Below are 22,750 nucleotides of genomic sequence, written 5' to 3'. Positions count from 1 at the left end.
ATAAGATACGCAATAAAATATACTCTAAAAGATGATATTTGAGAGTGAAAAAAGTTCTCAAAGTATGATATTCTAAAAATAATCATACTCTGACAATAAAATTAAGGTATTTGTAAGTTGATAATTATTGCATTGCTTGGTCGCTTAATAAAAGGGAAATAATTTTGCTTCCATGAAATTACAAATAAAGAGATTACTGGCTATTTGTGCGATAACGATGACGCACTCAATTTCATATGCTCAGTTTAACACAGTGAGCATGGAAAAGTCATTTTACAAAGTGGAAGTTGCTGCTGCTTCAGATAATGTTGATGACGATAATAGGAGGGGGATAGTTTTCACACCTGAAACGGTTATAACTGAACATGAAGCGAGAGAACTAACACCAGTCAGCATATTTCGTTTGCCTCTTGATACGCTTATAGTAACCTCTCCATACGGTTATAGAATAGATCCTTTTACTCGAAAGCGTAAAATGCATAGCGGAATGGACTTTCGTGCATCATCAGATAAGGTTTACGCTATGATGCCTGGCAAGGTTCTTAAAGTCGGATATGATAAGGTTTCAGGGAATTACATAACGCTTCAGCACGGAAGTATAACAGTAAGCTATTGCCATCTATCTCAAGTATTGAAAAACAAGAACGAATTTGTGACAGTAGGAGAGGTGGTCGGTGTCACTGGTAATACAGGGCGTTCTACTGGAGAACATCTGCATCTGACATGCAAAATAAAAGGAAGAGCCATTGACCCTTCCTTAATTCTTGGTTATATTACTCGTTTGAGACTAAGTCCCAATGATGTTCTACCGAATACATAGCACAATGTATAGCTGTGTCATCCTTATCCCACTCTTTTGACTCATCAGACTTTTGGTAGTTAGCAATTCTGTAAGTACCATCTGGAAGTTCTTTAAACTTGAAGCGTGCCAGCAGAGTAAAACTTCGATAGATATAGAACCAACCATCGTCTAAATAGAAACCAAATCTATTCTCCCAATCTGTGTAGAATGCTTTGGTGATTCTTCGTTTCAGTTCTGGTGTAATAACCTTGTTAGAGAATGGACAAGGTGCATCATACCAATAATGTCTTTCTACATTTGTCCTGGCATTATTTTTAGGAAAGAAGGTTCGCTTTGAACTAGTCAGGTTGTACAATGAGTTGTCAACGAAATCCAAACGCTCAATGTAACGGCCACCCTCAAATTTATTCTTGACGAAGTATTCACCACAACCATACGTCGCATCAGCTAACGCTCCGGCAAGAATGCAGTTTAGGGTCAGATTGCCTGGTTTCTTAACAGCATTATGAATTGCACTGCCAAAGTCAAATGCATCGTAGAACGACATCCAAGCACGTACAAGATAACTTAATACACCATGACCAGTCTTCCAATGTACTTCTTTTGTAAAAGATCTGAATGTTCCACAAAAATCCACCAGAGCTGCATCTTTTTTGGTAAAACCTGTTCGTAGTCCGTAGATTAAGTGGGCCAAGAAATGCGTAGCATATAGTTCCTCTTTGTCTTCTAGTATGCAAAATTTGTGTATTGCATTTGAGATATCCCTAAAATCCGCAACTATCATCCAATACACGATTAAGGGTAGATTTATGAGTCGTTAGTAGCAGCTTTCAGTAAAAAGCAACAGCACAACATCAATATGTAGCCACCATCCCCTTACCCCACGATGCGACTTGAGGTAATACGCAGATTCAAACCGGAAAGAAAGGATTCTTATCCGAATTCTGTTTTGAAGGGTTTTGCATAAGCTCGGTTCTCTGTGTAGATATTCAGCACGTATTGCCTTGCAGTCATGATCCACTTGGCAGGTACGGAGATGAATCTGAAGACAAAAGCCTTTATGCGACTCGTTTTCTTGAGCCCAAAAGCCTTGGTGTCAAGCCTGCTCATGATGGTCTTGTAGAAATTGTGTATCAATGCAGTAAGCAGAAGAAAGACAGTATTCTCCGCCATGAATGACTTGGGGAGCCTGCTCCAACCGAATCCGTTGTTCATGTCGTCAAAGATACGTTCCTTGCCGCCACGCAGATTGTAGAATTCAACAATGTCCCTTGTCGATGACTTGTAATCGTTGGTCAGAATACAACGGTAAGTGTATTCGCCTTCCCACAGGTCAAGGTCGCCACTGTTGCGTCTTTGTCTCTGGATGACAAGACGATAGCACTTGCCTTCCCATTTCTCAACGAGAATGGAATTGAGTTCGAACTGGATGCCGTTAATCTCCTCCGTCTTCCATCCTCTCAGAGCAAAGATGTCATTGTAGAGCGAACTGCATCGGTTGGCACGGATGTAGAAATGTTTGCAATGCTTCTCTATCTCACTGACGATTTCCTTCGAGCAGGAACCGCAGTCTGCCCTGAAGCGATTTACACGGATGTTCTGGGATTCCAGAAGAGCGAAGAATCTCTTATGGGTGTCTGCCTGATGAAAACGCACATTCGTGTTACCATCGCTGTTCTCGATATAGACTATCTTGTCACCGATAACATATACGCCAGGCCTGTAGCCGAGGAACTTTTTGTAGGTCGGTTTTGCATCATACTTCTCCGTTTCAAGGAACTGATGGTCAAAGTCAACATCGTATTCCTCAATTTCCTTCAACTCGCCTGTAGAAACCAAAGCGTTTATAAGCAATGTGTTGAGTTTGTCTGCAGTATTGAAATCATAGGTCTTGCCTTGGTCGGAAGTATAGGAGATGTTTTCCTGTGTCAGTTCCTTGATGGCTCTGAGGATGGTATCAGAGCTGCATGTACGAAGGGTAGGATGATACGAGAGATGGCGCATCAGTTGTGACGTTACATCTTCCACGCATGAGCCGCCACAGAAATAAACGCTCATCAGCGAACGGACTATCTCGCTGAACTGATATCCGAAGATACTGCTGCATCTCTGACCCAGTGTTGAGTCGATAACGGGTGAAAGCATGGAGTCAAATTTCTCCATGATTGAAAAAATTCCTCCAAAAGGTGTGAGTTTCTCAGATTTAATTTGTATTTTGCCATGTCATATTAGAGTTTTGCTTGTTTTCTTTTTGCAACACTAAGATAAGTGAAAATTCTGACATGGCAAAATCCTGGGCAACTTTTTGTTGCTCAGGAACTTATAAATAAAGTTAAATTATAGTGTTGCGGAATTAAGGTTATCATTTATTCATGAGGTTTATGATGCAGATGCTATATCTGTATCCGTAACCCATTATAAGAAAACAAGTATGGACTTTAATAAAGCTCGATTATTATATCTTATCGTATTTTTCCTGTATTCCGGCCTAAGTGTGTCCGGACAATCGATTCATGTTTCAGGAAGAGTACTTCAACAAAATACGCAAACACCTGTTGAGTTTGCTAATGTCGTTCTATTCAAACAAGATTCAGTCTTTCTGAAAGGAACAACGACAGACACTATCGGAAGATTTGAATTTGAAAATCTTCCCACAGATAATTATGTGCTGTCAGTATCCTGTTTAGGATTTGAAACAAAGCGGATTTTGATACAGAATCTGACGGAATCAGCACAAATAGATGTGTATTTGAATGAAAATGTTTTGTTACTTGGGGAAGTGGTGATTTCTGCTTCTTCCACAATAAACAAGATTAACCAACGGATTGTGTTCCCGACAAAATTGCAAATCAGCCATTCTGCCAACGGAATGCAATTGCTGAATACAATGATGCTTCCCGGCTTGAACATCAATCCGATGCTGAATACGATTTCATCATCCGACGGCGGGAAAGTCATTTTGCAGATTAACGGCGTAAATACCACGCCGGAAGAAATTCAGACCTTGCAACCCCGCCAAATCAAGCGGATAGAATATTCGGATTATGCAGGTATCCGATACGGACATGCTTCCAAAGTTATCAACTACGTGGTAGTAAGGGATGATAAAGGCGGTGTTGTTGGTGTGGATTTGATGAACTCGCTGAATATCCTTGCAGGGGGCGATGTTTTCTTTGCCAAATTCAACAAAGGAAAATCGGAATATGCTTTGAACTACACCGCAGCGTTTCAACGCATCAACACGAATAACAGAAATCGCACAGGTAGTTATCAGTTTGAAAATTCATCCCCTATATTGAGGGAAGAAATCAGTGCCGGAGGTGATTATTCGTACCAAATGCATGATTTTTCGCTGACATACAACTATCAGCAGAGCGATTCGGCTTTTTTCAATGCCAAGTTGAAATATAATCTGAGCAATCAGCCTCACAACGATTTCAACAGTTTTCTAAAAGAGAATGGCACGGACAAAGGGTTGATTTTTGACGGAAGTCAGCAAAAAATTAATGTTCCTACCATCGACTTGTATTACCAGTATGGTTTACCCAAAAATCAGAAAATATATGCTAATGTGGTGGGGAGTTATGCGAACGCAGCATCTTCGCGGAATTACTGCGAATACAACGATGTTGATACTCTTTTCAGCGAACGTTCGGAACTGTTTTCCGATAAATATTCACTGATTGCCGAAGGCATATACGAAAAAGGATTTGCCCATGGAAATTTGAAATTCGGGATAAAACATATTCAGTCGTTTACAGAGCAGACAATTAATCAGGGCGAGGAATTCAAATCGGATTTGAATCAGGCGGAATCGTCGGTTTTTGCAGAGTGGTTTTATAGTAAGGGCAAATTCAGCTATAGCTTGGGACTTCGCCTGAATCGCCTGCATTTTTCCAATGTATCTGTTACCAAAAGCTATTACCATTTCTTACCCAAAGCGATGGTTGGCTATCGGTTCAGTGATAATTCTTTTATCCGGTATGATGCGGAGATGAGTCAAACGAATCCAACCCTGATGGAGTTGGCCGACACGGAAATCCGTCTTGACTCGTATCTTGCCGAGAAAGGGAATCTGTTGCTTCAACCGTACCTGAATCTGAATAATAATTTATATTACGAAAACAGAAAAGGGTTGTTCGCTTTCAATGCAAGCCTGCATCATCACTACAAACACAATCCTATCATGGAATCGAAAAGAGAACATGGAAATGTGTTCCTGACAATGCCCGAAAACATGAAAGATTGGAATAAGTATAATGCGGAGATAACATTGAAAGTAGGGATGATAAAAAACTTCCTGCAATTTTCGGTTACAGGAGGCTTCAACCACTTTGACAGTCGTGGGAACAACTATTCGCATACCCATTCTAATTTTTATTACAGGGCAGATGTTTTGGCAATGTATAAGAAATGGATGCTGATAGGCCAGCTACAGCCTTTTGACGAAAGGTTATACGGCGAAACCGTCATAAAGGATGGTAATTATCACTACTTGGCTATCCGGTACAATGCGACTAATTTTTCTTTTGGCATAGGTGCGTTCAATCCGTTTAAGAATGTTTCCCGAACCATTATGGAAAACAAAAATGCACAAGCGCCTTTCCGAAGAGAAAGTTTTAGCGATGCATCCCGAATTCTCGTTGCCACGCTCACTTGGAATTTTAATTTCGGAAAAACTCATCTTGTCGGTACTAAATCGCTGAATAATCAGGATACCGACTACGGAATCAAAGGAAGTTATAAGTAAGATTAGGTGTTGATTTCAACAAATTCTGTATTATGTATTTCTGGCAAATCTATCACTAATTATCTTTCAGCGACATGTTGTTGCTTCGCGTTCACTGAATCCTATCGGAATTCAGTGAACGCCTTTGTGTGTCGTCAACTGACGATATCATCCTTTTTTTTACTCAAAATCAATAAAAATGAAAGATAAGATAAAAAACATTGCAGAAAAATTAGAACATCAAATCAGGATGCATGAACTCGATTTAAATGACAGGATTAAAGATATTCCTCAAATAATATTGCTGTTGGAACAGGGGTTCTCGGAATTGAAAGAAATAGTTTCGTTTTATAAGTTCAAAAGTGAAATGGATGAAATATTCTTTTTCAAGATAATAAAACCCAAGTTTTTTAGTAAACTAATCTATTACAGGAAAGTGTATAACATCGAAATGATGCGCCCCAACGGACAAGATTGTGTGCTGAAAAATTATTTCATCAATGAACTGAATCAGTTAGAGAATTTCTACAATAAGAACATTGATTTCTATAAATACTACCGTTCGGGAAGTACGCATTTGGATAAGTACTTTTTTCTGAGAGGAAAACAAGATATTCAAATGACAATGGAAACATTTTATTTTGAAAGAGACCCTAATTTTTCTACGATTTGCGATTTTAAAGTTGCAAAAATAGTAGCAAACGAAATGTTGCGAATTTATCTGAATCCTAAAATCCGCAACTATCATCCAATACACGATTAAGGGTAGATTTATGAGTCGTTAGTAGCAGCTTTCAGTAAAAAGCAACAGCACAACATCAATATGTAGCCACCATCCCCTTACCCCACGATGCGACTTGAGGTAATACGCATATTCTAACCGGAAAGAAAGGATTCTTATCCGAATCCAGTTTTGAAGGGTTTTGCATAAGCTCGGTTCTCTGTGTAGATATTCAGCACGTATTGCCTTGCAGTCAAGATCCACTTGGCAGGTACGGAGATGAATCTGAAGACAAAAGCCTTTATGCGACTCGTTTCCTTGAGCCCGAAAGCCTTGGTGTCAAGCTTGCTAATGATGGTCTTATAGAAATTGTGTATCAATGCCGTAAGCAGAAGGAATACGGTGTTCTCTGACATGAACGACTTGGGGAGCCTGTTCCAGCCGAATCCGTTGTTCATATCATCGAATATACGCTCTTTGCCCCCACGCTTGTTGTAAAATTCGACGATGTCTCTTGTTGATGAGTCGTAATCGTTGGTAAGAATGCATCTGTAGGTGTATTCACCTTCCCACAAGTCAAGCTCTCCATCCATGCGCTTTTGTCTCTGAATGACAAGACGATAGCACTTGCCTTCCCATTTCTCAACAAGAATGGAATTGAGTTCAAACTGGATGCCGTTAATCTCCTCCGTCTTCCATCCTCTCAGAGCAAAGATGTCATTGTAGAGCGAACTGCATCGGTTGGCACGGATGTAGAAATGTTTGCAATGCTTCTCTATCTCACTGACGATTTCCTTCGAGCAGGAACCGCAGTCTGCCCTGAAGCGATTTACACGGATGTTCTGGGATTCCAGAAGAGCGAAGAATCTCTTATGGGTGTCTGCCTGATGAAAACGCACATTCGTGTTACCATCGCTGTTCTCGATATAGACTATCTTGTCACCGATAACATATACGCCAGGCCTGTAGCCGAGGAACTTTTTGTAGGTCGGTTTTGCATCATACTTCTCCGTTTCAAGAAACTGATGGTCAAAGTCAACATCGTATTCCTCAATTTCCTTCAACTCGCCTGTAGAAACCAAAGCGTTTATAAGCAATGTGTTGAGTTTGTCTGCAGTATTGAAATCATAGGTCTTGCCTTGGTCGGAAGTATAGGAGATGTTTTCCTGTGTCAGTTCCTTGATGGCTCTGAGGATGGTATCAGAGCTGCATGTACGAAGGGTAGGATGATACGAGAGATGGCGCATCAGTTGTGACGTTACATCTTCCACGCATGAGCCGCCACAGAAATAAACGCTCATCAGCGAACGGACTATCTCGCTGAACTGATATCCGAAGATACTGCTGCATCTCTGACCCAGTGTTGAGTCGATAACGGGTGAAAGCATGGAGTCAAATTTCTCCATGATTGAAAAAATTCCTCCAAAAGGTGTGAGTTTCTCAGATTTAAACCTTATTTTTGGAATAATCTCATAATCCGCTAAGAATAAAAAGTTTATGCGGAAAGTTCAAGAACGAGGTAATGAGTTGGCAACTGTTCTGATTTCTACATACTTGAGTGATTTGCATTGATGTACAACTCATCTTGGAACAAAGGTACAACTTTTTTATGAACGAGCAAAAGGACGGTGTGTTTTTCATTGTTGCAGGATAAAATTTGATTTGGTCTATCATCAATCTGCGATATTATGAGTTTCCCGATTCCGTCATTCGCCCCTCTCCTTTGCTCGTCTGCGAAGGTAGTACATCAGCCCTTGAAAGTTGAAAGGTCGGACGGCAAGCCGTTTCGGTCTGAATCTTCCTCCTACGGAGAGTATTCACCCCGAAAACCTTTCCCCTTTCAATGTCTGTACTCAGAATGCAGACGGCAACGGAAATGAGCGACTGACGAAAATGTAGATAAAGATAAACAGACAGCATACAAATGGGTTCTTACATTGATAACCCATTTGTATGCTGTTCTTGTTTCTATCCATGGGGGCACTATTATTTTGCACAGATGAATATAGGGCAAGCGGTAAATTTCACTCCCTCCAAAAATATAGCGAGGTTTATCCGCTGCTACTCATCAGGTGCTTGCCGTTATACTCTCGTTTTAATGCCTGCTCAATCTCACTTCGCTTGTACAGAACTTTGCCACCTAGAACATAGTAAGGCAATGTGCCATTGCTTCGGTATTCGCTCAATGTCCTTCGGCTGACTTTAAGCATATAAGCCACCTCTTTGTCGCATAGATACTCATCATCGTTTTGTAAGGCTGTCCCATCTTTGGGCATACTATCAATAATCTCCGATAGCTGGTCGATACTCTCGTGAATGGACTGCATCCACGCATCATCTTTGGTTCTCATCTCTTGATACATAGTTCAAATGGTTTTATTGTTATACATTGATTAGATTTCTCGCCCTTTCCATTTGGCTTCTTTTCGTCTGTCCTCTACCTTCGTAATAATGCTATCCACATCTTCGGGTAGATAGTAAGTCCGGTTGCCGATTTTGGTATAGGCAAGTGTACCATTATCACGCAAGGTCTGCAATGTACGCTTGCTTATCTTCAATCGCTGACAAACATCCTGATGGTCGAGCCAATTGTTTGTCTTTTTCTTCCCGTTCTTGACAACGGGTGAATTTGATACTCGCAGAATGAACTGCTCAATCTTCGTGGCAAATTCCTCGAATGCCTTTCTCTCAAAAATGATTAAATCCATACGCTTTTGTTTTATATTATTTCACTTGTTTTCTTGTTTCGCACTGCTAAATAAGGAAGAGATTTTTATACTTCAATGGCACTAACAATAGGTGTCATTCCTTGTCATATCGTTTCATCACAGACACGATATTCAGCCATTGAAATAGGCTCTGTTCTCATACGCAGTTCCGTTTTCTGATGGCAAAGAAATAGATAAGTTATCACACCTCAATCATACGGTGAGCCTGTTGCAGTATGTGGCACAGTTCGTGGCACTTTTAGATGTATATGATGATACATTTTTAAGCATACATCACATTGTAACCAATATTATATAATATAAGTTTCGCAAGTGGAATTATTTGTAGATAAAGGAGTTAAAGGGAGATAGTCGCTTCGCTCCTTGGGGAGATAAATGCCGAGAGCTTCGACTGATGTTTACACCAAACAAAACATTTGGCCTTTATCTCCATTTATCTCCCTATTATCTCCTTTTGTCTCCATTATTTACTTGCGAAAGTTGAATTATATAAGAATATCCCCAAGCGACTACCCGTCTCGGATCTTGTCCGTGGCATTGTCGTTTGTCAGACCGATGCCTATCCGTCTGCCAAACTTCTGCTCCGAACAGCCGAAACAGATAGTCGCTGATTCTATAATAGAAGTATAGCGGATAGACCAACTCCCGACACTTCGGCAGTCCGTCTATCCGCTATCGTATTTAAGACCTTAATTTCTTCAATTAAGCATTTCGCCCCAATCTTTCATTACCCATTCAATCTGGGAAGAATTATGCAGTTGGCACTGCTTAAGAATCACCCCTAAATGCAATACAATTCATAATTGCCCACATAGACCTAATTAGTTGTGGCAGAATTGTATGCACATTTTCTTTGCAGCAGATAATCGGTCATAATTGTGCACAAAGACCATATTGTTGAACATTCAAAAAGTGATAAGTATGAAGAAAAAACAAGTTGAGTTGACACAAGAACAGTGTCAAGAAATTATCGACCAAATGACTACAAGGTCTTTTTACAGGAGTGATAAGGGTAATAGCTCAGATATGGAGAATTTGCAAACAATGGAATCCGTAGGATCATCCATTGACGACATTCTGCCAGAGCCTCTACCGTCAGTAGCAAAACAAGCCCAAACGGAAGCAGCGTCTTCCGTTGCAGAGGTGGCTACAGAGATTTCACCTATTGTTAATGCCGAGGAACAGCCAGCGACATCACCCATCCAACGCAGAGTGAGCAGTAAGCAACGCAAGCTCTCGTTGGAGGAGTACCGCAAAACCTTTATGCGACCCTACAAGATTGAAGACCGTAAGCCGGTATTCATCAGTGGCAAGTTGCGAAAGATGCTCGATAAGTTCGCCTGCAAAATCGGTGAGGATAGAATGAGTATGTCGGGACTATTGGAGAACATCGTTAGCCATCACATCGAACTCTATTCAGAAGATTTCGAGCATTGGAAAGGAATGTAACCTCTTAATCCATTCTATTTAAGAACTATTCCAACGGTATTTCATTTTGAGGCACTCAAAATTGATTGACCTTCAGTTAGTGGGGAAGCAAGTTTATGTTTTGGGCAGACCAAAACACTTGCTTCCACTCCCGAAGCTCGCAGAAGAGGACATCCCGTTGGTCTATCAAGTAAACAATGTGTGTATCATTTCAAAAAAGAGTAATCGTATGAAACGAAGTATCAATAACAAGACACTCAACAAGGGAGGACGACCAAAGAAGAAGTTGTCCGAGAAACGTAAGTACCGCATAACGGTAAAGATGGCTACTGAAGAGTACTACGCAATGAAACTCAAAGCAAAGAACGCAGGAGTCTCGGCAAGTGAGATTGTAAGAATGGCTATCCGTGATTGCCATATCAGGGCACGCCTAACCACCGAGCAAGCGGATTATATCCGAAAGCTATGTGGAATGGCAAACAATCTCAATCAGCTCACTCGCAAGGCACATCGCGAAGGAGTAAGGCTGCACTACGGGCAATGCCAACATCTATTGTTGTCATTGGAAAACATTATAGACCATATAAGCCTATGATGGCCAAGATTGTGAAAGGCTCAGGAGCCAGAGGAATTGTCGATTATATTCTCGACAAGAAGAAGCAAGCGACACTCATAGATTGTCAAGGTGTATTGTTCAATGACAGCGGCACGATAGCCAAAAGTTTTATTGCTCAATCGAGGCTTAATCCACGAGTGGATAAGTTCATCGGACATATATCACTCAGCTTCTCAAAGCAGGATTTGCCACGCTTAACGGACGAACTTATGATTCAGATAAGCAGGGAATATATGGAGAAGATGGGCATTCGTGATACGCAATATATCATCGGACGACACTACGATAAGGAGCATCCGCACGTTCATATTGCCTTCAATCGGGTGGATAATAACGGCAGAACCATCAGTGACAGAAACGACCGTTACCGCAGTGAACGCATCTGCAAGGAGCTGACACGCAAATACGGACTGTACTTCGCAAACGGCAAGGAACAGGTAAAAACGCACCGATTGAAAGAGCCTGACAAAACCCGTTACGAAATATACCAAGTTCTCAAACGGGAGGTTGCACGATGCTCTGATTGGACTACACTGCTGAAACGATTGAAAGCCGAAGACATAGATGTTCGCTTCAAGTATAAGGGCAAGACCAATGAGGTGCAAGGCATAATCTTTACCAAGAATGGCTACCACTTCAACGGCTCGAAGATAGACCGAAGTTTCAGCTATTCAAAGATTGATAAGGCACTGAAAGGTAATAATCAATCGGAGAATCAGCGACAATATGAACCACATCATATGCAGATAAGCCATTTCGATAACAAAGAATCGGAGCTTATCAGCGGTTCATTAGGCTTGTTGGACTTCACTTCTTCGCCAGATGTGGATAGTCAGGAAGAGGCTGATTTCCGCCGCCAGATGCAGCAGAAACCGAAGAAAAAGAGAACAAGAGGATTCAAACTCTAATCATCAACCACTTAAAAAACAGAAGAAATATGCAAGAGAATAATTCAATTATTATCGCAATGTTGGAAGAGTTGCTGACCATCAGCAAGAGCCAACGCACTGAACAAACTGTAAACGCCAATGTAGATTTGACACCAATTAAGGAGCTAATCGAGAATGTTAATCGGGAAAACAAAGAGTATTATGATGCTAAAACTAATAAACTCGCAGGATTTGTAGTCAATGAATTTGGCAAAATAAACAAGCGAATGGACGGCATCGGTGAGCAGGAGCAACCCGACTTTGAGGGTGTAAAACAACAGCTTACAGAGGCTATCGACAAGATGGATGAAATAAAGGTAAAGCACAACATTGACGAGAAACGCCACTCGTTTGCTCTTTACACAAAGGAAGCATGGATTCTTTTGTCAATGATTGTCATGCTATTGGCATCTGGAGCATCGGCTATATACCACTTGTCAAGACCAAATGTTCAGAGAGATGATGATGCCCTCAAATACCGCTACATCAAGATGAAGGGTGATGCTTCGGCAGAGCAGATAGCCACGCTGGAGGACATCTTTGAACTCAACCGCAACGATCAAAAGATTGAGCAGATGCGTGAAGATGTGGAAACCTACGAAGAGGCTGTCCGAAAACAAGCCGCCCTTGCCGAGCAAGCACGCTTGAAAGAGCAGGCTGCAAAGGAACAGGAGAGCAAAGCCAAGTCTATCAAGAACAAGCAGGATAATAGTAAGGTTAATCAAAATAAATCAAAACCCTGATTGTGATATGGCAACAGTAAAGATTAAGTTCCGACCATCAACAGTTGATGGCGGACAAGGCTCAATTTTCTATCAGGTAATCCACAATCGTGTAGCCCGTCAGCAAAAGACGGGCTACCGTCTCTACGGCCATGAGTGGAACAGCCACTTGTCGGAGGTGGTATTACCTAAGTTTAACGAGAACAGGAAACGCTATCTTTCGGAGATTGGCGACAAAATCCGAATGGATGTCAAGCATTTCCAAAAGGTCATCGCTGATTTTGAGCATAGCGGTTGTGATTATACCGCAGATGATGTGATAGCGGAATATACATCGGACATCCCCGAGAATTTTCTCTTCCCATTTATGGAGGGAGTCATTGCCAATCTGAAAACATTGGGCAAGATACGCACATCGGAAACATACGCTGCAACCCTTTGCAGTTTCAGACGCTTCCGAGAGGACAAGGATGTGCCATTGGATGATATGGACTCCGATATGATGATGGCATACGAAGCCTATTTGAAGGATAGCGGAGTGAGTCCAAACTCATCATCATTCTATATGCGTAATCTTCGGGCTGTGTATAACCGTGCAGTAGAAAAGGAATTGACATCGCAACGCTTTCCGTTCAAGCACGTCTATACTGGAGTGGATAAGACCGTCAAGCGAGCCGTACCCCTGAAAGTCATCAAGCGAATTAAAGAAATGGATTTCTCTATGAATCCGACCTTTGATTTCGCCAGAGATATGTTTCTGCTGAGTTTTTATACACGCGGAATGTCATTCGTAGATATGGCATACCTGCGAAAAAAGGATTTACAGAATGGTGTTTTATCCTATCGCAGACGCAAGACGGGGCAACAACTTTTTATTAAGTGGGAGAAATGTATGCAGGAGATTGTGGAGAAGTATGATACTTCATCGTCCAACTACCTATTGCCAATCATCAAGCCGTTTAACAATATTGACGAACGCAAGCAATATATCTATGCAGCCCATAACATCAACCGTTGCCTGAAAATCATCGGCAAGGAGTTGGGATTATCCGTTTCGCTTACCTTATATGTTGCCCGACACGCTTGGGCGAGCATAGCCAAGAGCAAGAATGTACCGCTGTCGGTTATCAGCGAGGGAATGGGGCACGACTCGGAGGCTACCACACGCATCTACCTTGCATCATTGGACACCGTAGCCATCGACAAGGCGAACAGTATGATATTGAAATCTCTGTAAGTGACGGATTGTTGAGCGAATGAAAGGTCTCTTTGGAAGAGAGAACTTATCTCTTTGGAAGAGAAATGATTACCGATGCAAAATTACACATTTTTCGGCAAATGGCACCAATTTACACTAAAAAATGTTATGTAAAAATTAAATCGGGTTTGGGGAATAAGAGGATTGTTGAGCAAATTACATTGTATCTATTCAAATAACCGTCTCATAATCAAGAGGGATATATCGCATAAATCACTCTTCCAAAGAGAAGTGACCTATAATTCTGATTTATGCGCATTAAGAAATATTGTATAACGCTGATTCTCTTGCTGTTTGGTGTAGGTGCTGCGCATTCGCAAGAGAGACACACGGAAATCTGTATCGATTTCCGTGTGAACAGTACTGTCATCGACTCCTCCTACTCGGACAATGCCACCCGTATGCAGGAAATGGTGGAGTTTCTGCGGACTATCCGACAGGACAGTACAATCAATATCATCGAAGTTTCCTTCTGTGGAGCAGCCTCACCGGAAGGCAGTTATCAACTCAACCGCAAGTTGGCACAAGGCCGTCTTTCGGCACTTGAAAAGTTCATCCGCAGTGAGGTGGATATTCCCGACAGCCTTATTACCTATAATGACAGCTATATACCTTGGGACTATCTGAAATCACAGATTCAGGATTCTGGACTTATCCGTAAAGATGAAGTGATTGCCATTTTGGAGGAAGAAGCCCGATTAGTGGACTATCATCACCCGAATACGCATATCGACAACCGCATCGTAAAATTAAGAGCATTAGACGGTGGCAAGGTATGGCAACAGATGAACAAACTCTTCTTCGAGCAAATGAGAAATGCCTGTGCGGTATTCGTAACCTACAAGAAAGAGTTATCACCCGTGCAAGAGTCTGTAATCGTGCCTGATACCGTTGTGGTTGAGCCACTTGTCGAAGCCGTTGAAATCGTACCCGACACAACAGCAATTGTAGAAACGGTCATCCCCGAGATAGAGGGCTGGAATCGCAAGCTTCACTTAAAGACCAATGCCATAGGTCTGGGATTGGCTATCGCCAATGCAGCGGTAGAAATTGATTTGGCAAAGCATTGGTCGTTTACGCTTCCTGTCTATTATTCCGCTTGGGATTATTTCAAATCGACCATCAAGTTCCGTACACTTGCCGTTCAGCCTGAGTTTCGCTATTGGTTATCGGAAGAGAATGACGGATTCTTTGCAGGAGCACATTTTGGATTGGCATACTACAATTTTGCTTTTGAAGGCGATTACCGCTACCAAGACCATAACTGTGAGACACCTTCCATCGGTGGAGGTGTAAGCATCGGCTATCGTATGCCAATCAGCAAGAACAACCGCTGGCGAGTGGAGTTCTCTCTCGGAGCAGGTGTATATTCGCGCCACTATGACAAGTTTCACAATACCCCTCGTACAAAAGACGGACTGATGATAGAGAGCATCAAGAAGACCTATTGGGGCATTGACCAAGCGGCAGTATCGTTCTCCTATTCGTTTGACTTAAAGAAGAAAGGAGGCAAGCGATGAGAAAGATTCTATACCTTATTATATGTCTGCCGATATTGCTTCTTTCGGCTTGCGATGTTCACGAATGGCCCGAAACTCCCGAATTTGTAAAACTGCATCTTCGCCTGAATTATGAAACGGATATGACCGAATGGGAACATCTATACGATGGTGCAGAGGTCATTGAGCAGGGATATGGCGAGACCTACGACAATCATCGTGACTATGGCAAGATACGCTATATCGTTCGCACCTATCCCATATCGGAGAAAATGCGTACCACATCGGATTATACACAGGAGTTCGTATTTACAAAGGATATCGCAGAGGGGTACGACCACGAAGTGACCCTTGATGTTCTGCCCGGTAACTACAATGTGATGGTATGGTCGGACTTGGTGCAGACAAGCGGTGACAGCCATTTCCACAATGCCGATAACTTCGCAGAAATCACCCTGCAAGGCGACCATAAGGGTAACAATGACTACCGTGATGCTTTCAGGGGCACGAACAACATAACTCTCATTTCGGATATTGTGGAGCATCTGCCAGATACATTGGATATAGCAATGCAACGACCGCTTGCCAAATTTGAGTTCGTAACCACAGATTTACAAGAGTTTATAGATAAGGAAATAGAATTTTTAAAGAAAGAGGCTGCGACAAGAGGTGATGTTCCTCCGACCAGAGTTGATACAGAGAATTATAAAGTTGTTTTTCAATATGCTGGATTTATGCCTAATACCTATAACATGAATACGGACAAACCCATTGATTCATCTATGGGTGTAATCTTTGAGTCTCGACTTAACATTTTGAATGAAAATGAAGCATCATTGGGATTTGACTATGTATTCGTAAACGGTAAGGAAGCCGGAGTATCCGTTCAAATTGGGTTGTATGATGGAGAAGATAGACAGATTGCCTTATCTGAACCTATTGATGTACCCTTACGGAGAAGTCATCACACAATTCTTAGAGGTTCGTTCCTAATGCAAGAAGCATCTGGAGGTATTACTATCAATCCTGTTTTTGACGGAAACCATAACATTGTAATTGAATAATGATGAAACAATATCAATATATTAGAAGTCTGATTTTGGCGTTTGCCGTGCTTTCATTGTCCGCCTGTTCTAATGATGATTATCCGCTACAGACGGAAGGTGAAAACGTGTCTATAACTTTCTACCCTACATTAGGTGGTGAGTTAAGCACACGAACTATAGGTGATGCTACCGGTATCGATCGTCTGACGGTAGCTGTATATGAAGGTTCGCAAACACTGTCAAAGAAATTCTCTTTCTCGGAAGAATGGGATATAGTAAAGAGAAACGGTATTGCCTTGACTTTGATTGAGGGGCGCTCATATAAAATACTGTTTTGGGCAGAGAATAGTGAAAACTCAGCATATACCATAACTGATGATGGTAGAATAACAGTAAATTATGACAATTACATAAACGGAGGTTTTGCCAAAATGGAGGAAATGGATGTATTCTTTGGCATATCATCCATTACTGTTGGAACGCAAAAAGTTGAAAACAAGGGAGAAATAAAATTGTCACGTCCACTTGCTCAAGTCAATTTTGCAGATAACACTACCAAGCCTATTTTGGGAACCCATAAAGCAATAGTGACATATCATGGATTACCCACTTCTTTCAATCCGTTTACTGGTGAGATTAGAATGTCGGAAAATGATATAACCTTCACCTTCGAAGATTTCCCAGATGAAACACTGTCTGTTAATGTCTCTAACAATGAATATTATTATATATCAAGTAACTATGTGTTTGCGCCTCAAGCTGAAACAACAGCCACAATCAGGGCAACTCTTGATTTACAAAATATAGATGGCACCTCTATAAAGAAGGTTGAGTTGGATGACATAACCATAGAACAAAACAAGAAGACCAACATACTGGGGGCTATCGTGCAAGAGCCTGAAACTTGGAGTGTGTGGTATGGTACTATCCCGACAGAATCAACTTTGACAACGGATTCTGAGAATCAGAATCGTTATATCATCGATGAAGCCGATGATGTGGCTTGGTTGAGTGTTGAGGAGAATGCCCAGAGCCTTGCTGCCAACAGCACTTTCGTGATGACTGTCGATGTGGATATGAACAACGGCAGTGGCCTTGCGACTATACAACTCCCTTCGGGAAGCACATTGGACGGTGACGGACATACCATTAAAGGTCTGCGATTGGAGAATGCTCTCTTGGGGGATGTGACAGACATTACTGTCAAGAACTTAAATATCGAAGAAGCAACTATAGTAAACACATCAGCCGATGTAACCCACGTAGGGGTACTGGTAAATACCCTCAAAGGAAGCAATACATTCAGTAATATTCATATCAAGAGTTCATCCGTCAGTACACAGAAGGGAGCTGCAGGAGGCATTGTTGGATATATTTCCCGTAAAGATCCGAATAATCGGGAAGAGAAATTGACCGTAATCTTTGATGATTGCCATGTAACGGAAACAACCGTAGATGGCACACATAGTGAAGGTCATTTTGTAGGTTTGCTTCGTGGCTATGATAATAACGAAACTTTGCAATTCAAGAGTAATTGTACACTTACTCTTTCTGCTATCGCAAGGTCTGCTGATGAGTTTGTGTCTCCTTACCGTGAAGGTAATGAGGGTACTTGGCTTGCGAGCAATGATTACTCTAAATATGATGGTTGGTTAGGTGATGAGGAATGTTATCGGGGTACCGTGATGTATGGCGACACACAATTTATTCCTTGCTGGGATGGCGTAAAAAAAGTCACACCTCTACTTGATTCAGATAAGAAAACCAAACTGATTTACTCGGCATTTGACTTGGCAAATTGTGCTGGAACAAATCCTGGTATAATCAAATTTATGGAGAATGTTGATTTAGCATCAAAAGTCTTTAATCCATTAACAAACATTTCTAAACTTTCAGGTGAAGGTAAAACCATTTACAAAATGAAAGTGGAAACTACCTTTAATACCAATTCTTGGGATGGTGGTGGATTTATTAGAAGGTGTAGTGCTGCTACCATTGAGAATATTACATTCCAGGATGCCGATGTAAAAGTAACTCATGCTTCTGGTAGTGATGGTGATGCATATGCATCAATTGTTTGTGGCACAGCTGAAGGTAACAACGCAATGACCAATGTGAAAGTTATTGGAGGAAAACTCTATGGTTGCAATAAAATGGGTGGTATTGCCGGATATATAACGGGTACATTTAATGCTACAAATTGTAGTGTGGACGGATTGAGTATAGAAAATTATGATTCGGGAGGTAAAGACAAATTAGGATTCAAGGCCAATGGTGAAGTCGGTGGAGCATTTGGTTTCATAGCCGCCAACTCTACTATCAGCGGGTGTTATGTAAAAAACACAACATTGAATTGTGTTGGTGTTAATAACGGCACAGTAGCATTATTCTTTAAATATGCAGGAAGACACGTCAATGAATTCATAGGGGATATTAGAACAACATCTGGCCAAAAGATTACTATTACATACGACGAAAAAAACTTCACCGGAAATGTATATAAAAATCGCAAGGATCAATATTCCGGATGCAAATATATAGGCCATTGCTATTACACTTCTATTAATGCTTTTATAGCAAAGATTGAAGATACCAAAGGAACCGTTTCTGTGAATGGAAAATCAATTACTGTAGCAAAAAATTATTAAGATAACTCAATAATGAAAAAATTAATCTATCTACTATTGGCAATGCCACTGCTCTTCACATCTTGCATTAAAGACGAAGAGATGGCAAGCAAAGAAACCGTTCAGGTAAGTTTCAGTACAGAATTGCCGAAAAGAATTGGCACACGTGCTGGCACAACCGATTTGAATGTGAATAAGGTGGTGTGTGCCGTATTTGAAGGCGGAGAAGAAATCAGCACCTTGCGTGAAGTTATTACAATTCAAGAAGGGGAAGACATCGTATTTGCTCCTCGCTTGATTAAAGGTCGTACATACAATGTTGTCTTTTGGGCTATGAAAGACGACAATTATGATGTGGACGATATGACCGCCATTACTCGTGCTTCGGGAGCAACTGCTGCTGAAAGTGATTTTGACGCATTCACAGAAAGTGTAGAGGTCGAGGTAACAGGCTCCAAGTCGGAAACAGTAACGCTCAAGCGTCCACTGGCACAACTGAATCTGGGTGTAACATCTGATGACTGGAACGCTGTGGCAAGTGACGAAACATTTGGAATGACTCCTACGAAGATGGTTGTCACAATGACAGGCAAGGATACATTCAACGCCCTTACAGGGGCAACCACAGGGGAGGATAAAGAGGTAACATATACTCTTGATGTGTCCGGTGAAGACCTTGTGGCCGGAGAAGTGACCTACAAAAGCATTGCGATGTGTTATGTATATCCTGATGCCGGACAAGAGAATATTGATATTACGTACACTATCTATGACCAAGACGATGAAGTTATTCGTGAGGATGTAACCATTCAAAACATTCCGTTGGAAAACAACTATCGTACAAATGTGGTAGGCGGTCTGTTGACAGGAACAATTACATATACCATCACTTTTGAGAAGGATTTCGATACGACAGAAAATAACGAGACAATAGAATAAAGTGTATAACCTATTAATTCAATTTCAAGAAACAGAGTTAGATAGTACAAAGAAACAATTGGAATCCTTATGTGATCCGTTTGGAATCTCTCAATGGAGATTTTTACTATGATGAATTTGCTCCCTAAGGAATAATCCTTATGAATACTGAACGAAATCCGGCATATGTAAATGTGTGGGAAAGCGTGAAAAGAAAGAAAAGAATATAAACTTTTTATTTAAAAATTTTTAAAACATTTCAAGATGAAAAAGAATTTGTTTGTAAGTATGCTTGCAATGGCAAGTATGCTGTTTGCGACCTCGTGTTCGCAAGACGAATTGCTTAACGAACCGTCTACCGGCGATTATGTTAATGCGAAGTTTACAATCGAGACGCCTGCCGGTATCGGTACTCGTGGCGCAACGAATGTGGGAGAGGGTACAACCGTAAACTATGTGGCTTGTGCAGTTTATGATGCAAAAGGTGCTGAAATGAAAGAATTGCGTCAGTATCAGGCAATCAACGAAAAGAAAGCCCAGTACTCCATCCGCTTGGTTAAGGGTCAGGAATATCGTATCACATTCTTTGCATACTATGGCAAAGATAATGGTGAAAACGACTATTATGACTTGACCGATATGACAGCAATCAAGATTAAAGCTGCTGCTTCGAACATTGAGCACCGTGATGCTTTCACCAACTACACTGTTGTGACAGCAGAGGAGTCAATGAATGCTGTAGAGAGATCGGTAACTCTTTATCGCCCGTTTGCACAGCTTAACCTTGGTTCATATGCCGAGGATGTGGAGGCTGCAAGAAAAGCAGGTGTTGTGGTTACAAACAGTAAAATTACTGTCAGCAATGTCTACACAACATTCAATACTTATGAGAATGCAGTTGTAGGTGAGACTTCAGAGGTGACATTCGCAATGAACGAAATCCCCACTCAGAAGTTGTCTGTAGATATGGATGACAACAAGGAAACTGCGGATGAGGAATTCGAGTATTTGGCTCTGAACTACCTGTTGGTAGGAGATCCCGACAGTGAAAAGAACTTGACAGACGTTACATTTGAATGGCAGACTGCTGACGGAAAGACAAACAGCCCTGTGACTGTCTTTAAGAACATTCCGGTGCAACGCAATTACCGTACAAACATCGTGGGTTACCTGTTGACCAATCCTGCTATATTTAACATTACTATTGATGAGAAATTTGAAGAGCCGGATTATAAACTTGTTTATGCAGGTGGAACTGCCGAACATCCTGAAAAGTTGGAAACTGTATTGGAAAAGATTAGTGCTGAAAAGAACCCGGTTATCAAGGTAGCTACAGGTTCATATGTTTCTTGGACAACAGGTGGCAGTCATGGTTCAACACCTCTTATCGGTTCAACTAACACCACCACAGAAACTATTACAATCGAGGGAGAAGGCAAAAACAGTGTGCTTGTTGTTGACGGTGCCGGTGTAGGTTCACTCCGTGCTGCAAATGGCGCAAAACTTATTGTTAAGAATATGACCATCGTGGATAATAGTGTATCTTATGACGAAGATGCTTGGGAACTTACATACTTGGAACTTGCAGGTAATCTTGAGTTTAACAATGTGACTTTCAATAGTGGTATTCAACTTCAAACAGAAGACAACGAAGCTGCGCTTAATGCAACATTCACCAACTGTACCTTTATTACAAATGAAGAAAGTGTTTATTCTGTTTGGGTTTCTGATGGTACATCTACTTTCTCTAACTGTAAATTCGAAGGAACTCGCGGTTTGAAGATGCATGAAGATTATGGTTCTGAGATTGCCGAGGTTACTATTGATGCTTGTGAGTTCGGTCCTCTGTCTAAGAAGCCCGGTGTAGCTATTGGCGACTTGAATGCAGATACTAAGGTAACTATCAAGAACAGCTCATTCATTGGATGTCAGCCCGGCGACCAGAACAACTATATCTATGAATCGGATACCGATGTAACAACATTCACATTGACTCTGTCTAACAACAGTGTAGAATCAGACCCTGCTAATACTGTAAAAATTGGTACAGTAGCTGAGCTTAAGGCATTTAAGGATGCTGTAAATGTTAGTGGCAATAGCTATTCCGGCAAGACAATCAAATTGACTGCTGATATTGACCTCGCAGGTGAAGCATGGGAACCGATTGGTCAGACCGGTAGTAATAGTGTTGCAACTTATTTCCAAGGAGTTTTTGATGGACAGGGTTATACAATCAAGAATATGACTATTACGCCTAACGCAACACACGGTGAAGGTGCGAATTATGCAACAGGCTTCTTTGGCTTTGTAGATGCAGGAGATGCAGTTATCAAAAATGTTACATTTGATAATGCAACTATTGAAGGACATCACTGGACAGCCGTAGTTTGCGGTTATATTTCCGGAACAATTCAAAACTGTCATGTGACCAATTCAAACGTTGTTTGCTCTCACGCAAATGATGATGCCTGCGGTGATAAGGCTGCCATGATTGTTGGATATACCAACGAATCGACAACTTCTGTAAAAGATTGTACTGCAAAGAATGGAACAGTTAAGGCTGGTCGTGATGCAGGTCAGATTGTCGGATGTAATTCAGCAAATGTAACTGTTAGCGGTTGTTCTGCAGAAAATGTAACCGTATCTGCTATTGAAGGTTGTACCCACGATAATAAAGGTGGTAATATTAAGAATGAGATTGTCGGAAGACAAAATTAAATTGTTTT

The 22,750-nt window shown here is 41.3% G+C and carries 18 protein-coding genes; 13 read left to right on the top strand and 5 right to left on the bottom strand.

Going from position 1 to position 22,750, the window contains the following annotated elements; translation table 11 throughout:
• Nucleotides 1-217 precede the first annotated feature (217 nt).
• Nucleotides 218-820 (top strand): M23 family metallopeptidase, encoded by a 603-nt coding sequence (locus tag ACYIAR_RS01565; protein ID WP_480333516.1) that lies wholly within the window; start codon nucleotides 218-220, stop codon nucleotides 818-820.
• On the opposite strand, the gene ACYIAR_RS01560 is transcribed toward ACYIAR_RS01565, so the two are convergent.
• Together ACYIAR_RS01560 and ACYIAR_RS01555 are read right to left on the bottom strand one after the other, a co-directional pair.
• Nucleotides 774-1,496: a hypothetical protein gene (locus tag ACYIAR_RS01560; RefSeq protein WP_480331692.1), complete on the bottom strand. Its 723-nt coding sequence runs from the start codon at nucleotides 1,494-1,496 to the stop codon at nucleotides 774-776. The two genes, ACYIAR_RS01565 and ACYIAR_RS01560, sit on opposite strands and share 47 nt — an antisense overlap.
• Nucleotides 1,497-1,735: 239 nt before the next feature.
• Complete coding sequence (locus ACYIAR_RS01555) at nucleotides 1,736-3,016, bottom strand: IS1380-like element IS612 family transposase (RefSeq protein WP_034533139.1); 1,281 nt, start codon at nucleotides 3,014-3,016, stop codon at nucleotides 1,736-1,738.
• A gap of 217 nt (nucleotides 3,017-3,233) precedes the next feature.
• On the opposite strand from ACYIAR_RS01555, the gene ACYIAR_RS01550 reads away from it, so the two are divergent.
• Together ACYIAR_RS01550 and ACYIAR_RS01545 are read left to right on the top strand one after the other, a co-directional pair.
• The gene (locus tag ACYIAR_RS01550; RefSeq protein WP_008781630.1) at nucleotides 3,234-5,552 is read left to right on the top strand and encodes a TonB-dependent receptor; all 2,319 of its coding nucleotides are present in this window, start codon (nucleotides 3,234-3,236) and stop codon (nucleotides 5,550-5,552) included.
• A gap of 178 nt (nucleotides 5,553-5,730) precedes the next feature.
• A complete protein-coding gene (locus tag ACYIAR_RS01545; protein WP_052484764.1) occupies nucleotides 5,731-6,294 on the top strand; it encodes an RteC domain-containing protein in 564 nt (187 codons plus the stop codon).
• A 134-nt stretch (nucleotides 6,295-6,428) separates the two neighbouring features.
• Here the strand turns inward: ACYIAR_RS01545 and ACYIAR_RS01540 are convergent, their stop codons facing one another.
• The 3 genes from ACYIAR_RS01540 to ACYIAR_RS01530 all read right to left on the bottom strand — a co-directional run bounded on the left by ACYIAR_RS01540 (nucleotide 6,429) and on the right by ACYIAR_RS01530 (nucleotide 8,960).
• The gene (locus ACYIAR_RS01540; protein ID WP_480333514.1) at nucleotides 6,429-7,718 is read right to left on the bottom strand and encodes an IS1380-like element IS612B family transposase; all 1,290 of its coding nucleotides are present in this window, start codon (nucleotides 7,716-7,718) and stop codon (nucleotides 6,429-6,431) included.
• 585 nt (nucleotides 7,719-8,303) lie between these two features.
• A complete protein-coding gene (locus ACYIAR_RS01535; RefSeq protein ID WP_237039573.1) occupies nucleotides 8,304-8,615 on the bottom strand; it encodes a helix-turn-helix domain-containing protein in 312 nt (103 codons plus the stop codon).
• A 30-nt stretch (nucleotides 8,616-8,645) separates the two neighbouring features.
• Nucleotides 8,646-8,960, bottom strand: coding sequence for a helix-turn-helix domain-containing protein (locus ACYIAR_RS01530; protein ID WP_118307836.1), 315 nt, complete (start codon nucleotides 8,958-8,960; stop codon nucleotides 8,646-8,648).
• A 999-nt stretch (nucleotides 8,961-9,959) separates the two neighbouring features.
• Here ACYIAR_RS01530 and ACYIAR_RS01525 point away from each other — a divergent pair.
• The 10 genes from ACYIAR_RS01525 (at nucleotide 9,960) to ACYIAR_RS01480 (ending at nucleotide 22,742) form a co-directional block, all read left to right on the top strand.
• Nucleotides 9,960-10,430: a DUF3408 domain-containing protein gene (locus ACYIAR_RS01525; protein WP_349205429.1), complete on the top strand. Its 471-nt coding sequence runs from the start codon at nucleotides 9,960-9,962 to the stop codon at nucleotides 10,428-10,430.
• A gap of 208 nt (nucleotides 10,431-10,638) precedes the next feature.
• Nucleotides 10,639-11,004, top strand: a complete 366-nt coding sequence (locus tag ACYIAR_RS01520; protein WP_480331687.1) for a plasmid mobilization protein — start codon at nucleotides 10,639-10,641, stop codon at nucleotides 11,002-11,004.
• Nucleotides 11,001-11,933, top strand: coding sequence for a relaxase/mobilization nuclease domain-containing protein (locus ACYIAR_RS01515; protein ID WP_480331685.1), 933 nt, complete (start codon nucleotides 11,001-11,003; stop codon nucleotides 11,931-11,933). The genes ACYIAR_RS01520 and ACYIAR_RS01515 overlap by 4 nt, the downstream gene beginning before the upstream one ends.
• A gap of 29 nt (nucleotides 11,934-11,962) precedes the next feature.
• The gene (locus tag ACYIAR_RS01510) at nucleotides 11,963-12,697 is read left to right on the top strand and encodes a hypothetical protein (protein WP_480331683.1); all 735 of its coding nucleotides are present in this window, start codon (nucleotides 11,963-11,965) and stop codon (nucleotides 12,695-12,697) included.
• Between the two features lie 7 nt (nucleotides 12,698-12,704).
• The gene (locus ACYIAR_RS01505) at nucleotides 12,705-13,913 is read left to right on the top strand and encodes a site-specific integrase (RefSeq protein WP_480331681.1); all 1,209 of its coding nucleotides are present in this window, start codon (nucleotides 12,705-12,707) and stop codon (nucleotides 13,911-13,913) included.
• Nucleotides 13,914-14,185: 272 nt separating this feature from the next.
• On the top strand, nucleotides 14,186-15,454 hold the full coding sequence (locus tag ACYIAR_RS01500) for a DUF3575 domain-containing protein (protein WP_480331679.1): 1,269 nt from the start codon (nucleotides 14,186-14,188) through the stop codon (nucleotides 15,452-15,454).
• The gene (locus ACYIAR_RS01495) at nucleotides 15,451-16,497 is read left to right on the top strand and encodes a DUF6562 domain-containing protein (RefSeq protein ID WP_480331677.1); all 1,047 of its coding nucleotides are present in this window, start codon (nucleotides 15,451-15,453) and stop codon (nucleotides 16,495-16,497) included. The genes ACYIAR_RS01500 and ACYIAR_RS01495 overlap by 4 nt, the downstream gene beginning before the upstream one ends.
• Entirely contained in the window at nucleotides 16,497-19,127 is a 2,631-nt protein-coding gene (locus ACYIAR_RS01490; RefSeq protein ID WP_480331675.1) for a hypothetical protein, read from the top strand. Before ACYIAR_RS01495 ends, ACYIAR_RS01490 begins: the two co-directional genes overlap by 1 nt.
• 12 nt (nucleotides 19,128-19,139) lie before the next feature.
• A complete protein-coding gene (locus ACYIAR_RS01485; protein WP_480331673.1) occupies nucleotides 19,140-20,045 on the top strand; it encodes a hypothetical protein in 906 nt (301 codons plus the stop codon).
• Nucleotides 20,046-20,288: 243 nt separating this feature from the next.
• Nucleotides 20,289-22,742, top strand: coding sequence for a hypothetical protein (locus ACYIAR_RS01480; RefSeq protein WP_480331671.1), 2,454 nt, complete (start codon nucleotides 20,289-20,291; stop codon nucleotides 22,740-22,742).
• The last annotated feature ends 8 nt before the right edge of the window (nucleotides 22,743-22,750 follow it).

It is taken from the genome of Parabacteroides sp. KHUB-01, from assembly GCF_056640935.1.
Note: the sequence above shows the minus strand (reverse complement) of the source record. Positions and strands in the feature narration are given on the sequence as shown.